This window comes from Undibacterium sp. FT79W, assembly GCF_014284215.1.
Classification (GTDB): Bacteria; Pseudomonadota; Gammaproteobacteria; order Burkholderiales; family Burkholderiaceae_D; genus Undibacterium; species Undibacterium aquatile.
In genome coordinates, this window is sequence record NZ_JACOGB010000006.1 from 333,376 (window position 1) to 347,779 (window position 14,404).

9 protein-coding genes are annotated in these 14,404 nt (G+C 48.5%); 4 read left to right on the top strand and 5 right to left on the bottom strand.

Going from position 1 to position 14,404, the window contains the following annotated elements; all coding sequences use genetic code 11:
* The first annotated feature begins 68 nt into the window (after positions 1–68).
* From phoR to H8K38_RS12925, 3 genes are all read left to right on the top strand, one after another.
* Positions 69–1,364, top strand: a complete 1,296-nt coding sequence (gene phoR / locus H8K38_RS12915) for a phosphate regulon sensor histidine kinase PhoR (protein WP_186885229.1) — start codon at positions 69–71, stop codon at positions 1,362–1,364.
* Between the two features lie 163 nt (positions 1,365–1,527).
* A complete protein-coding gene (locus H8K38_RS12920) occupies positions 1,528–2,568 on the top strand; it encodes a two-component system response regulator (RefSeq protein ID WP_317889276.1) in 1,041 nt (346 codons plus the stop codon).
* 159 nt (positions 2,569–2,727) lie between these two features.
* Positions 2,728–6,255, top strand: a complete 3,528-nt coding sequence (locus H8K38_RS12925; protein WP_186885230.1) for a PAS domain-containing hybrid sensor histidine kinase/response regulator — start codon at positions 2,728–2,730, stop codon at positions 6,253–6,255.
* A gap of 15 nt (positions 6,256–6,270) precedes the next feature.
* On the opposite strand, the gene H8K38_RS12930 is transcribed toward H8K38_RS12925, so the two are convergent.
* The gene (locus H8K38_RS12930) at positions 6,271–7,347 is read right to left on the bottom strand and encodes a YeiH family protein (RefSeq protein ID WP_186885231.1); all 1,077 of its coding nucleotides are present in this window, start codon (positions 7,345–7,347) and stop codon (positions 6,271–6,273) included.
* A 99-nt stretch (positions 7,348–7,446) separates the two neighbouring features.
* Between H8K38_RS12930 and H8K38_RS12935 the strand changes: the two genes are divergently transcribed.
* Positions 7,447–8,370: a LysR family transcriptional regulator gene (locus H8K38_RS12935; protein WP_186885232.1), complete on the top strand. Its 924-nt coding sequence runs from the start codon at positions 7,447–7,449 to the stop codon at positions 8,368–8,370.
* 62 nt (positions 8,371–8,432) lie between these two features.
* Here the strand turns inward: H8K38_RS12935 and H8K38_RS12940 are convergent, their stop codons facing one another.
* The 4 genes from H8K38_RS12940 to H8K38_RS12955 all read right to left on the bottom strand — a co-directional run bounded on the left by H8K38_RS12940 (position 8,433) and on the right by H8K38_RS12955 (position 14,173).
* The gene (locus tag H8K38_RS12940; RefSeq protein WP_186885233.1) at positions 8,433–10,274 is read right to left on the bottom strand and encodes an aminopeptidase P family protein; all 1,842 of its coding nucleotides are present in this window, start codon (positions 10,272–10,274) and stop codon (positions 8,433–8,435) included.
* 100 nt (positions 10,275–10,374) lie between these two features.
* Positions 10,375–10,854 (bottom strand): GNAT family N-acetyltransferase, encoded by a 480-nt coding sequence (locus H8K38_RS12945; protein WP_186885234.1) that lies wholly within the window; start codon positions 10,852–10,854, stop codon positions 10,375–10,377.
* 13 nt (positions 10,855–10,867) lie between these two features.
* Positions 10,868–12,919, bottom strand: a complete 2,052-nt coding sequence (metG, locus tag H8K38_RS12950; RefSeq protein WP_186885235.1) for a methionine--tRNA ligase — start codon at positions 12,917–12,919, stop codon at positions 10,868–10,870.
* A 213-nt stretch (positions 12,920–13,132) separates the two neighbouring features.
* Positions 13,133–14,173, bottom strand: a complete 1,041-nt coding sequence (locus tag H8K38_RS12955; RefSeq protein ID WP_186885236.1) for a hypothetical protein — start codon at positions 14,171–14,173, stop codon at positions 13,133–13,135.
* Positions 14,174–14,404: the final 231 nt, after the last annotated feature.

Here is a 14,404-nt window from a genome sequence, read left to right on the forward strand (position 1 = left end):
TTTCTCAGTCAATCCGGTTTTGTGTACCATCATTTCTACCCAAAATTAAAAAAATATCAGGGATTTTCATGTCTCCACGTCTTGTTTTCTGGGTTTCCAGCTCTATTCGCGCCTTGCTTATTATCATTGCTACCGGTATCGCCGCGTATCTGTGGGGGGCTGTAACCGGATTATTGCTTGGTTTTATTGCGATGTCGGGGCTGGTTCTGTTACAGCTTTTTTATCTGCAAAGACTGGCGGACTGGCTGGATAATCCCGCCAGTTCACGCTTGCCGGATGGCTGGGGCGCATGGACGGATATTTTTTCCCGGCTTTATAAATCGCGCAGGGGAGATGAAAAAAATCAGGCAGAGCTGACTGAATGGCTGGCACGCTTTCGTCAGGCAATGACATTGTTACCTGATGGCGTCGTCATCATGGATGACGTCCTATTTCTTGAATGGTGTAATCCCGCAGCTGAAAGTCATCTGGGGCTGAGTCTGGCAAAAGACAAAGGAATGCGCGTCACAAACCTGGTGCGCACGCCCGAGTTTATGGACTACATTATTCTGGGGCGCTATGAAACGCCACTGACGCTGTCATTTCGTGACCGTAAGCTGATCGCACATATTATTCCGTTTGAAAACCGGCGTCAGATTCTGGTGACGCACGACATTACAGAATCTGAACGTATTGATATGATGCGTCGCGACTTTATCGCGAATGCATCCCATGAGTTACGCACTCCTTTGACGGTCATTAACGGCTTTTTGGAAATTGCTTCTTTACAACCGGATTTGGATATCACAATCCGCCATTCGCATCTGAAACTGATGACGGAGCAGGGCGAGCGTATGCAGCGCCTGGTGGAGGATATGCTGACATTGACACGCCTTGAATCCATGGATCACTTGTTACGTGTTGAAACCATTGATATGCGCGGCTTGCTGGAGCAAATTTTGCAGGAAGCAGAGGCGCTTTCCGCCGGACGCCACCTGATTACACTGGAAATCGATGGTCCCGACATCCGTGGCAGCAAGGATGAAATACGCAGTGCACTGACTAATCTGGTGACAAACGCTATCCGCTATACACCAGAAGAAGGAAAAATTCATATCAGCTGGATCAACACTCCTCACGGGGCAAAATTTTCTGTCACGGATAACGGCATAGGCATCAGTCCTGAGCACATCTCCCGTCTGACGGAGCGTTTTTACCGGGTCGATAAAAGTCGCTCGCGTGAAACACAGGGAACCGGCTTGGGATTGGCGATTGTTAAACATGTACTGTTGCGACATAAAGCGCAACTGCTGATCGAATCGACCCCCGGCGTTGGCAGCAAATTCACCGTGCAATTCCCCGCAAATATCGCTATCGAAGAGTAGTGTTCTGCTTGCTTTTGTCTATGGCATTATTTATCCGGTGAAAGGATAAATTTTGTTATTCCCTATTTCTCCTGAATACAGATAAGTTAAACTCAAAACCATTGCTGCTGACAGAAGTTGTGCAGAGGTTTTGCTGACCAGATGTACTCTGGGGGGATGTTTAATGGAAATGAACGTATTGGTGCTGGATGACGCACAAATCAACGTTACATTGCTGTGTTTGCTATTAAAGAAAATAGATAAATGTAAGTCGGTAAGTTTCAGTGAGCCGGGGGCGGCGCTCGCATGGTGCGCCAACAATGTACCCGACCTGATTATGGTCGACTACATGATGCCGGCAATGAATGGCATTGAATTTATCCGGCGTTTTCGTGAGCTGGAAGGGTGTCACGACATTCCCGTCCTGATGATCACCGCCAACAATGAACTCGAATTACGTTACCAGGCACTTGATGCCGGGGTGAATGATTTTCTGATCAAGCCTATCGATAAAATTGAGTTTCTCGCAAGAACCCGGAATATGCTGGCTTTGCGTAAAAGCCAGCGTTTTCTCGAGGACAAGGCGATGTGGCTTGATGAATCAGTAAAAAAGGCGACTACTGAAATTTTAGAGCGGGAAAGAGAAACTGTTTTTCGCTTGTCAAAAGCCGCCGAGTCACGAGATCCGGAAACCGGTGCCCATATTCTCCGCATGGCCAACTATTCGAAGATTATCGCCGAGCAATTAGGTTTATCGTCAGAGGATCAACGCTTAATTCTGGAGGCAGCACCGATGCACGATGTCGGTAAAGTGGGCATCCCGGACAGCATTTTATTAAAGCCTGGCAAGCTGACACCAGATGAATTTTCTGTGATGAAGCAGCATACCTTGCTTGGCTATGAAATCCTGGCGGGTAGTTCGTCCAATCTGCTGACGACTGGTGCGGAGATCGCGTTGGCACACCATGAAAAATTCGATGGTAGCGGTTATCCGAACGGGTTGGCTGGTGAAAAAATTCCCTTGTTTGCGAGAATCGTCGCCGTTGCTGACGTTTTTGATGCCCTGACATCTGAACGTCCGTATAAAAAAGCATGGAATAACGAAGATGCGCTTGCCCATTTACGTGATGGATCTGGTCAGCACTTTGACCCTTTATGCGTCGATGCCTTCTTTGCCGGGTTGGATAGGATATTGGCGGTCAAAAATCTGTACAAGGATGATTAGAATTAATAAAAAATGATTTTTCCATAGCGGTTTGGCATGTTTGTGTACAAAAAACAGATATTATTTTTCGTATGAAACGTGCTGCTGTCCCCCTTCAATCAAAACCCTGCCGATAGATAATCAGATCATGATCAATACCGCGACTGCAAAGAGTATTTGATGCGACATATATTATCTTTGCTTCAAAACAGTAACTCGCTTGGTATACACAGTGTGGAGCAGCTAGAAACTGTGCTGGGAGAGCTGGAGCAATTGACGCAACTGCCGGACCTGCCAGCGATGAGCGACAGTACGAGACAGGTGCTACGTGGCCTGCGGCATTTTTTTGCCCAGATCGATCTGGACTATCAGCGATCAGATAGTGAATTGGCTGAGTACAAGCAGCGTCTCAGGCCAAATTCAGATGCGTTATCGCACGCAAATGCCAGCTTGCAGCAGGAGTGTGAAAGCGGCAATCAAATTCCGCCGACCTTGAAAGCGACGAACGATCAATTATTTTTTTCATCGGGAAAAAGTTCTGATGAAAATATCAGTTCAGATAAGCTGAAGTCAGCGTTGACGGCGCTACAAAAACAGCAGTTTGCATTAGATCAGCATGCCATTGTCAGTGTGGCAGATTCCAGTGGTACGATCATTTATGTCAATGAAAAATTTTGCGAGATCAGTAAGTACGGTTCCGCTGAACTCATAGGGCAAAACCATCGTATCGTTAATTCCGGATTACATACGCTGGCTTTTTTTCAGAATATGTGGAGCACGATTACCAGTGGTCATGTCTGGCACGGGGAAATTCGTAATAAGGCAAAGGATGGTAGCTACTATTGGACAAATGCGACTATCGTTCCTTTTCTGGATAGTCATCAGCGACCATATCAATATATTTCCATTCGCACTGATATCACGGAACAGTGGCGCTTACGTGAAAAGATAGAATCCAATCAGACGCTGATGCAAAACATGATGCATAACCTCGGACAAGGTGTGTACACGCTGGATGCACAAGGGGTATGTACGTTTCTTAACCCTGAGGCAGAGCGAATTCTGGGGCGAAATCTGGTTGATTTGAAAGGGAAAATACTTCACGATCTGGTGCACTCTATACGTCCGGATGGTGCGCATGTTCAGAATCAGGATTGTCCGATACATCAAACAATCATGTCCGGTGAAGTATTTCGTTCTGATCTCGAATACTTCCAGCATCAGTCCGGCAGTCTTTTTCCTGTGTCGATAGTCGCATCGCCAATTATTGATCATGGCAAGATAGTTGGTTCCGTCGCTGTCTTTAAAGATATTTCAGACCGTTTAGCAACAGACCGGGCGCTTCGGGACAGTGAGGCAAGACAAAGGATGTTGCTCGACAATGCTGCTGATGCGGTGTTTGTTGCGAACACGAGTCAGCAATTGGTTTATGTGAATGATCTTGCCGCTAATATGCTGGGTTACTCCAGAGTCGGGCTGCTTGGCAGCAGTATGTATAACTTATTGCCGTTAGCAGACCGGGAGCTGGCGACGCGCAATTTTTTGTGTCATATCCTGGAGGAGAAGCATCTCCGTGCCGAGATTACCTTGCTGAAAAAAGATGGGGATACCATCCCGGTTGAATTGAATGCCGCGCTTTTGCCTGATGGCAGCATCTATGGATCGTGCAGGGACATCACTGAGCGACTCCGGTTTGAGTCCGATCTGCTTCAGGCAAAAAATGATGCAGAGGCAGCGAATAAAGCAAAAAGCGAGTTCCTGGCGACAATGAGCCATGAAATCAGAACGCCGATGAATGGCATCATCGGAATGACGGAGTTGGCACTGGATACCGATCTCAGTGGTGAACAACGTGAATATCTTGAACTGGTTAAATTATCTTCCCAATCTTTAATGAGTATCATCAACGATATTCTGGATTTTTCGAAAATTGAGTCCGGAAAGATAGAGCTGGAAAGAATCGAGTTTTCTTTACGGGAATTGGTTGCTTCGTGTTTGAGGGCGCTGTCGCTCAGAGCGTCGGAAAAAGGCATAGAACTGGTCTATAAAATAGATGCGGCTATCCCAGAAATCGTGATCGGTGATCCTGGGCGCCTGCGTCAGATCATGACGAATCTGGTCGGAAATGCGATTAAATTCAGTGAAAAAGGTGAGGTGATTGTTGATGTCCAACTGGCACATGAAAACACGTCACGACTCGGCATTTATTTTGCTGTCACGGATCACGGCATCGGTATTCCGGAAGCAAAACAAAGCAGTATTTTTGATGCATTCAGTCAGGCGGACACGTCAACGACGCGTAAATATGGGGGGACTGGCCTTGGCCTGACAATTTCATCTCGACTGGTTCATTGTATGAACGGCTTGCTCGCGCTCAATAGCGAACCGGGGAAAGGAAGCACGTTTTACTTTACGATCAGCTTGGCAAAAACTGAAAAAGATCGCGCTTCAAAACGAGTGATGGATTTTGCTGGCATGACTGCGCTGATTGTTGATGACAATGCTGTTAATCGCTTATTTTTTTCCGATACGCTGAGAAAATGGAAGATAAAGCCCGTTGCTGCTACATCTGCAGACGAGGCGCTACGGTTGCTAACGCAGATGCAATCTGATGGGCAACATATCGATGTGATTCTGCTTGATGTCTGTATGCCCGGTATGAGCGGCTTTGAATTTTTGACCCGGCTTGCTTCAGAATATGAAGAATTAAAGTCTAAAACAGTGTTGCTTTCATCCGCAGGCTCGCGTGAGGGTTTCCTGGATTGCCAGGGATTAGGCATGACAAACTACGTTTTAAAACCTGTGAGTCAGTCCGAGCTTTACGATGCCATCAGTACCGTCGTGAACGGTGAGAATAAAAAAACGACGCCGGGTGTTCAGGATCAATTGGATAGTACGAAATATTCTTCTCCGCCATTACGCATTCTGGTTGTCGAGGATAATCCGGTGAATCAGAAACTGATTCTCGCGCTCTTGAATAAATGGAGTCATATTGCTACTGTGGCAGAAAATGGTCTGGACGCGCTGTCGCAGTTTTCACGACAGCCGTTTGATGCCATTCTGATGGATATGCAGATGCCGAAAATGGGAGGTGTCGAGGCAACGCAACGTATCCGCGACGCTGAAAATTCACATGGCGATGGCCGACATACCCCTATCATTGCAATGACGGCCAACGCCATGCCCGGCGACTGGGAAAGATGTCATGAAGCGGGTATGGATTACTATCTATCCAAGCCTATCAGGGCGGAATTGTTGAGAGAATTACTGAAACAATTGGCGCAGAATACCAAAGTGACCGCAGAGCAGGCACTGCAAAGTGCGAAAACTGACATGAATAACCTACCTTCAAAGACAGATATGCCGACAGAAAACACATCGTTTGATTATGAGGCGGCTTTACTGAATGCCGACACGGAGATCGTCAACATTATCGCCCATTCTTTTCTTGACGCCTGTGACCAGTACAAGGCAGAAATTGCCGATGCCGTGGCGCGACAAGACAGCGAGTTACTGTACCGTTCTGCACACACACTGAAGGGGCTGGTTGGTAATTTTTGCGCGGTTCCGGTTGAGTCGCTGGCGAGGGAATTAGAGCATTTCGGTAAGACGAATGATTTGAGTATGGCCGCGGCAAAGCAAGTGGAATTGTTTACTCAACTGGATCAGATGAATACTGCCTTGAAAAAGTTTTTGGCGACAAACTGATGCAAAAGCTGAACATTATTTACACACATAGTTGATTGCAGCCCCGCCAAAGATCAGCCACAGCCACAAGCTCATGGCGAGCAATACTGGTTTTATTCCTGCTTGTCGCAAGGTACTGATTTTTGTACTTAAGCCCAAAGCAACCATAGACATACAGAGAATAAAATTATCGGTGTTCGTCAACACGGTTCTGATTTCAGTTGGAATGATCAATACGGAGTTGATTGCAGCGACGCCGATAAACATGAAGGCAAACCAGGGAATTTCTATTCTGCTTTCGCTGCTATCAGTTGGTCGTATTACCTTCGTATTGTGTTTTTTAAGTAAGCGCAATACGAATGGCAGCAGGAGCAGAAATGGTGCCAGCATCATGACCCTGAGCATTTTTGTGATGACAGCAGCATCGCCCGCCGAGTCACTCACGGCCTTGCCGGCAACAATTACTTGCGCAACTTCATGCATGGTCGAACCTACGTAAATACCAAAGCCAGATGTCGAAAGCGGAATGACCTGGACATGCCTGTTCCATTCAAAAATAAGTGGATACATCAACATGCTGATGGTACCAAATATCATCACGCCAGAGATCGCAATACTGGCATCATCTGATTTTCCTTTAATGACTGGGCTCGTCGCCATGATTGCGGCCGCACCGCAGACAGAACTTCCCGCCCCAATCAAGACCGTTAATTTGTCGTCCAGCGCAAAGACTTTTTTTCCGAGAAATAAAGCGATGGCGAACGTTGTACCAAGGACGAGCGCGTCAATAGCGAATGCTGTGCCGCCGAGCTGTTGAATGTCCCTGAAACTCAGGCGTAATCCGTACAGAATAATCCCAGCGCGCAACAATGTTTGTTTGGAAATCATCATGCCTTGCTCCAGCCCGCGATGCTGAAATATGGCATGGCTATTGCCCGCGATCATACCCAACAATATTGCGGTAGTCAGATTACTTAATCCATGGTTTTGCATCCAGACTAACTTGCTGAGCGACATAGCGATTGTCGCCAGTGTTGCGCATAACAGTAAGCCGGGAGCATATCGACCCAGAGAAATTTTTTTGGGTGAGTTGGTTGAATCGGTGCGAATCATAATGATCTGTTTTTTGTGAATGAGCGCAGAATATCGTTTTTTATTAAACTAATAAAACGAATTAATTTTGTATAATTAAACTAAAAAACAGGTTAATTTATGAAAATCAGTCTGCGTCAATTGCAAGTATTCGTTTCAGTGGCAGAGCAGGGCAGCACTATGGCTGCGGCGAATGTCGTCGCACTCTCACAATCGGCTGCCAGTGCCGCACTGAATGAGCTGGAACATATGCTCAACACGCAGTTATTTGACCGTGTCGGTAAGCGTTTGCTGTTAAACGACAATGGTCGTCTATTAATGCCGCAGGCGCGCCTGATACTCGATGCTGCAAATTCGATAGAACTGCAGTTTTCGTCGGGGGATGCCAACTGGTCGTGTATCCGGATCGGTGCCAGTACAACGATAGGCAGTTATTGCTTGCCGGCTTTGCTGGCTGCCAGTCCAGTAACTGATTCACAACTGACTGCTTCTGCTCAGCACACCATATCTCATCCGCAGATGACCATCGCGAATACGGCTGATATTGTCAGCGCTGTCGCGAATTACGAAGTCGATTTTGGTTTCATTGAGGGGCCTTGCCATCGCACGGATTTATTGGTTGAACCGTGGTTTGAGGATGAAATGGTCATTGTTTGCTCACCGGAACATCCGTATGCGGCACAAAAGAATGGCAGCATTGGTATCAGGGAGTTGCGTTCCGCGTCCTGGTTGTTACGGGAGCGCGGTTCCGGCACGCGTGAAAATGTCGAGCAAGTATTGTTGCCACATCTGAAAAACTTAAAACTGGCGGGCGAGTTCGGTACATCGGAAGCGATTATGCACGCGGCGGCTGCGGGTCTTGGGATCGCTTGCCTGTCACGTGTGGTAGTTGCGGATTTGCTGGCGCTGGGGAAATTACATGAACTGGAAACAAAACTTCCGCCACTGAAGCGTCATTTTTATCTGATATATAGTCCGCATAAACTATTGTCCCGGCATATACAGGATTTTTTGCAGTTTTGTCGTGCATGGCGACCCGAATAAAACGAAGCCACATCTTGATTGGATGTGGCTTCGTTTAATCATTCCTACAGATTGCGGCTTTGTTATTTGCTGATTGCTTTTGTGCGTTCCTGCAACCAGCTCAGCGCTGCGCCAGTGACTCTTGGCGTCAGCCGTGCCAGCACCATTGCATGGTAAGTATTCAGCCAGTCAATTTCGTCATCACGTAACAAATTAACCAGGATACAGCGTGTATCGATAGGGCATAAAGTCAGCGTTTCAAATTTCAGATAGTCACCGAACTCCGTTGTCACTGCAGGCACGGTCAATAGCAGATTTTCGATACGCACGCCCCATTGATTGGGACGATAAATACCAGGTTCATTGGACGTAATCATTCCTGCTTCCATTGCAGTATGGGCTTCCGCTAGTGCTCCTGAGATCGACTGTGGGCCTTCATGGACGTTCAGGAAGTAACCAACGCCGTGGCCCGTTCCGTGACCGTAATTGATACCTTCCCGCCATATCGGTGCGCGCGCAACGGTATCCAGCATAGGTGATGGCGTACCGCGCGGAAACTGCATCTGCGACAGATTGATCATACCTTTGAGCACCAGCGTGAAATCACGTTTTTGCGCTTCCGACACCGTTCCTATCGGCATCACCCGGGTGATATCCGTGGTGCCATTCAGATATTGCCCGCCAGAGTCAATCAGTAACAGACCGTCGCCTTCAATAACGGCGTGGGATTCTGGTGTTGCGCGATAATGTGGCATCGCGCCATTGCCATTAAATCCGGCAATCGTGCCAAAGCTGGGGGAGATGAAATGCGGCTGACGAGCACGTGCTGCGCAGATTTGCTCATCAATCGTGATTTCTGTGATCGCTTGTTTGCCCAGACTGGCTTCGAGCCAACTGAAAAATTCACACAAAGCGGCACCGTCCTGCTCCATCGCTTCCCGCACGAATTGAGCTTCTTCCGCCGTTTTTCGTGACTTGGCAAACACGGATGGATTGATCGCCTCAACGACGCGGACTGAAGCAGGAATCGTGTCACGAAAGCCGTAAGTAATGCGGCGTGGATCAATTAAAATGCTGTTTGTTGCCGGTAAATGTCGCAGAGCGCTTTGCGCCTCTGAATAATCCGCAATTTCTATTTTATCCAGAGCCAGAACCGCAGCGAGATCCTGGTCAATTTTTCCTTTGGAAACAAACAGCGTCGCTTTGTCTGCGCTGATCAGCGCATGTGCGACAAACACCGGGTTGTAACTGACATCGGCACCACGCAAATTGAATATCCAGGCGATATCATCCACCGTGGAGACAAAATGCCAATCGGCAGCCTTTGATCGCATTTGTTCGCGTACCTGCGTCAACTTATCTTTGCGACTGATGACAGCAAATGGTGCTTTGTGTTCGTATACCTGAGAGAGTGGCAAGCTGGGGCGATCCTGCCAGATATCTTGCAGCAGATCTTTGCTGGTATCGAGCCTGACAGACTTTGCTTGCAGCGCAGATGTCAGTGCGCGGGCGGTTGCCAGACCGAGTACGAAGCCATCAGCACCGACGGTTTGCCCGCTCGTCAGATGTTGTGCCAGCCAGTCGATATGTAAGGTCGCGGCAGCAGAAGCGATTTTCATCATCTGTATGCCCGTTGGTGCCAGCTCTTTTTCGGCCTGACTCCAGTAACGGCTATCCACCCATAAACCAGCGAAATCAGCCGTCACCACCAGCGTGCCGACCGAGCCAGTAAAGCCTGAAAGATACGTACGTCCTTGCCAGTGTTCAGGCAGATATTCGGATAAATGCGGATCAGCAGAAGGGATGATGTAAGCATCCAGGCTATGCGCCTTCATGGCTGCACGGAGTTGCTGTAGCCGGGCTGGAATAGGGGTAATCATTGCGGACGCTGCGTTGGCGTTGCTTGTGCTGGTTATGCTGTTCATGAATTTATTTCCGGATAGGGAGAGTATCAAGACATCAGATTTTGGTAAAAGTTCTTTGTCTGCATAGTGCAATGCGATCAGATGAGGATCAACGGACAGGTCAGTTCTTCAGAACGCGACGCATGACATAAGGTGCTGGTTCGCGGGGATTGGCGTGGGCGTAGTCGAGTTCCGGAGCCAGTTCGAATTCGTATGCGGTGTATAAATCTAACAAGCGCGGTTGATCGGTCCTGACTCCTAGCCTGAGTTCCGTGATGCCAGCATTTTGCGCTGCATGGATGACCGCTTCCAGCAGATGTTGTGATAGCGACTGATTGCGAAAGGCCGGCAATATGCCCATGCGCCGTATTTCCCACACATTCGCATCGGTGTCGAGAGCGGTCCAGCGGACTGAGCCAGCTGGCATATCGTCGATCAACAGCACAAAGCCTCCGCCCTGACATAAGTCGGCAATAACATCGTCCGCATTTTCATGGTGCCCGGCAGAGCTGGCGGCAACTTTATTTGCCCAGCAACTGCGGGTCAGATGCGCAATCAGTTGCGCATCTTCGGGGACTGCTTCGCGTAGAGCTATATTCATGCTGGCAGAAAAATTAACGGACGCGCATTCCTGGTTGAGCCCCTGGCCAGGCTTCAAGAATGTACAGGCCGGGATTGGCTTTTTCGTCGGCCGCTGAGGCTGCCAGTACCATGCCTTCGGACATGCCGAATTTCATTTTTCTTGGCGCAAGATTGGCCACCATGACCGTGAATTTTCCTATCAGCTGTTCTGGCAGATAAGCTGATTTGATGCCGGAAAATACGTTGCGGGTGCGGCCTTCGCCTACATCCAGCGTCAGACGCAGCAATTTGTCAGAGCCATCCACATGTTCGCAATTGACGATTTTCGCGATGCGCAGATCCACTTTGGCGAAGTCATCAATTTTGATTTCTTCGGCGAGTGCTTCGATGTCTGACGTTTTTTCTTCTGTTGCAGGTGCTGCGTCTGCAACAGGTGCATCAAATAACTGATCAAAAATCTTGATATCCACACGTTGCATCAGATGTGCGTATGGATGAATTTTATGTTGATACGGAATCGGGGTATTGACGTCTGCCCATTGCAAAGGCGCGATATCCAATTGCGCCTCTACCTGCGCTGCCAGTTGCGGCAGTACTGGTTTCAGGAAGATCGTCAGAATGCGGAAGGCTTCCAGCAAGCGGCTGCAGACTTCCTGTAATTTTGCATCGTTCTCTGGTTTCTTTGCCAGTTCCCAAGGCTTGTTTGCATCGACATACGCGTTAACCAAATCGGCTTGTTCCATCGCAGCACGCAGTGCTTTACCATATTCGCGGGACTCAAACAGCGCTTTGATTTCTGGCGCAGCATTGCGCAGATGCTGAATAAACGCGTCATCTGCTGTCGCCCAGTCGCTGGTAACAACGCCGTCAAAACGCTTGGTGATAAAGCCTGCAGCGCGGCTGGCGATATTGATGTATTTGCCGATCAGATCAGAATTCACGCGCGCCACGAAATCATCCGGATTCAAATCCAGATCTTCTACCTTGGCGTTCAGTTTGGCGGCGAAATAGTAACGCAGCCATTCAGGATTCATGCCGATTTCGAGATAACGCAGTGGCGAGATACCTGTGCCGCGCGATTTCGACATTTTTTCGCCGGAAACAGTGACGAAGCCGTGGGCATACACGTTATCCGGCGTTTTGTAGCCAGAAAATTTCAGCATCGCAGGCCAGAACAGGGTGTGGAAATAAGTGATGTCTTTACCGATGAAATGGATTTGTTCGGTGGTCGGGTCCGCCATGAACGCATCGAAATCGCGACCGGTTTTATTGAAGTAATTTTTTAACGATGCCAGATAACCGACTGGCGCATCCAGCCACACGTAGAAATATTTGCCCGGCTGATCAGGAATTTCAATACCAAAATAAGGGGCGTCGCGGCTGATGTCCCAATCACCTAAACCACCGTCGCCTTCCAGCCATTCTTTACATTTATTGGCAACTTCCGATTGCAGGCGATTGTCTTGTAGTGCCCAGCCACGCAGGAAGTCCACACATTTCTGGTTCGATAACTGGAAGAAAAAATGTTCGGATGACTTCATCACTGGCGTAGCACCCGTGAGTGTTGAATACGGGTTTTTCAGTTCAGTTGGCGCATAAACGGCACTGCAGACTTCGCAGGAATCGCCATACTGATCTTTTGCGCCACACTTAGGACATTCACCTTTGATGTAGCGATCCGGCAGAAACATGTTTTTGACCGGATCATAGAATTGCTCGATGGTCTTGCTGGTGATGAAGCCCGCTGCTTTAAGTTTGCGGTAGATATCCTGCGACAAGGCATGATTTTCCGGGCCATCGGTCGAATGCCAGTTGTCAAACTGAATATGAAAGCCATCGAGATATTGCTTGCGACCAGCCGCTATTTTCCCAACGAACTCTTGTGGAGAAATGCCGGCTTTTTCTGCCGCAATCATAATCGGCGCTCCGTGCGCATCGTCCGCACCGACGAAATGTACTTCGTTACCCGACATTCGCTGATGCCTTACCCAGATATCAGCCTGGATGTATTCCATAATGTGACCGAGGTGGAACGGAGCATTTGCGTAAGGAAGGGCGGTGGTAACGAAGAGCTTGCGGGTCATGGTTGATGCACTTTTTTATTTACGGACAAGGGCATTATTCTACCAGCGAAACTCTGGCTGAAAGTGTGTTTGCTGGAATGAGTGCTGAGCGAGCAGGTATTTTCGCGTTCTTTTACCTTACCCTGCACAGTAACGTCGCCCTGAGTCAGATAACTGCCCCTGGGCTGGCCGGATTTTTGTTGTTAATAGAGAGTTAATCGAGTATCGCCTGTGTCAGACGACCCATGCGCCATCACGATAGACTTCCTCGTCATCAAGTCTGACTGATTCAGTGATGGCAAAGACGTCGACATGGTGTCGACCTTCGCCACGTTTGATATGCGGTTTCGCATAACTGCCATGTTTGGAACCCAGTGACAGGTGAATGCCGCACATGCGTTCATAGGTGCCGATGTCACGTACGGTACGGTCTTTGGAAAACGCGGGGTTCATTCCCAGCCCCAGTTCTCTTACCCAGATCACGCCATCATCCGCATGGATATTGGCCAGCACGCGGTCAAATTCCGGCGTGGAATCAAGCGCATCGACGACCTGGCCTTTACTGACAATCAGTGTGATCGGTTTTTCCGGTCGATTGACAGTAAATGTGGTGTCGCCAAACACAAAAATCCGCACGCGTCCGTTCACCGCTTCGAGATCAACGGATTCGGTGAACACTTCACCAATAGGAAATTGGCCACCGACGTTTTTCATTTCACGATAGTCGCCGATATTCATCTTGGCGGATTCAAACTTGCCGCCGAAAATAAGCTGTTCGCCACCACTGTCGATAACGCCGTTGCTGGCTTTGTCAATTTTTGCTTTGAGCGCTGGACCCACAACCCGGTAATACCCAGCATCGTATGCCAGAGAGTCAATGTAATAATCCACTTCCTTGCCGTCCATACGGCCAAGATGCGGATGCTCTATTACTTTCAGCCCTTTTTTAAACAGCTCCACACGCAAACGATAAGCTTCAAGCCGGAAATTCGTCGATTGAATCAGTATGACCAGATCTGACGCTTGCAATTGCTCCAGCGTTTGTAAAATGAATGCCGGTGCAACCGCATCAAAGTCTATGAAGGTGGCCGTTGGCAGGCAAGTGCGGTAAGCCGCCGTCAATATCGTTGCCAGAGGTGAGTTCTGATCGTAGACGATGACGGCAGTTTTTTCCGGGCTGTGCTCAAACGCTGTGAGCAGTATGTTTTTTAAATGACCTGCAGCCGTATCAACGATGGTAGGCAGGGAGGGCGACAGGTTGGAAGGCGTAGACATAGATTGGTAGCGGCCACAAGGTAGGTATTCATGCGCCTGGTGGACTAAATGCGAAGGAAGGCCGTATTTTAACAAGCTGCCTGAGCCCGGGCCGTTTTTTCCTTTGCTTTGGGACAAATCGATGTAAAGTTTTTCAGTGGAAGAAAAAAATGGCAGTTTTTTTTCCAGGAGCAATATTGCAGGCACTGTGACAAGGTATGATCACGTCTCTCATGTGCCGAGAGATCGGTG

Excerpts from the sequence above, each read along its gene's own strand:
- H8K38_RS12955 (WP_186885236.1), bottom strand. The coding sequence starts at position 14,173 with ATGTCTACGCCTTCCAACCTGTCGCCCTCCCTGCCTACCATCGTTGAT.
- phoR (WP_186885229.1), top strand. The coding sequence starts at position 69 with ATGTCTCCACGTCTTGTTTTCTGGGTTTCCAGCTCTATTCGCGCCTTG.
- metG (WP_186885235.1), bottom strand. The coding sequence starts at position 12,919 with ATGACCCGCAAGCTCTTCGTTACCACCGCCCTTCCTTACGCAAATGCT.
- H8K38_RS12945 (WP_186885234.1), bottom strand. The coding sequence starts at position 10,854 with ATGAATATAGCTCTACGCGAAGCAGTCCCCGAAGATGCGCAACTGATT.
- H8K38_RS12925 (WP_186885230.1), top strand. The coding sequence starts at position 2,728 with ATGCGACATATATTATCTTTGCTTCAAAACAGTAACTCGCTTGGTATA.
- H8K38_RS12935 (WP_186885232.1), top strand. The coding sequence starts at position 7,447 with ATGAAAATCAGTCTGCGTCAATTGCAAGTATTCGTTTCAGTGGCAGAG.
- H8K38_RS12930 (WP_186885231.1), bottom strand. The coding sequence starts at position 7,347 with ATGATTCGCACCGATTCAACCAACTCACCCAAAAAAATTTCTCTGGGT.
- H8K38_RS12920 (WP_317889276.1), top strand. The coding sequence starts at position 1,528 with ATGGAAATGAACGTATTGGTGCTGGATGACGCACAAATCAACGTTACA.
- H8K38_RS12940 (WP_186885233.1), bottom strand. The coding sequence starts at position 10,274 with ATGAACAGCATAACCAGCACAAGCAACGCCAACGCAGCGTCCGCAATG.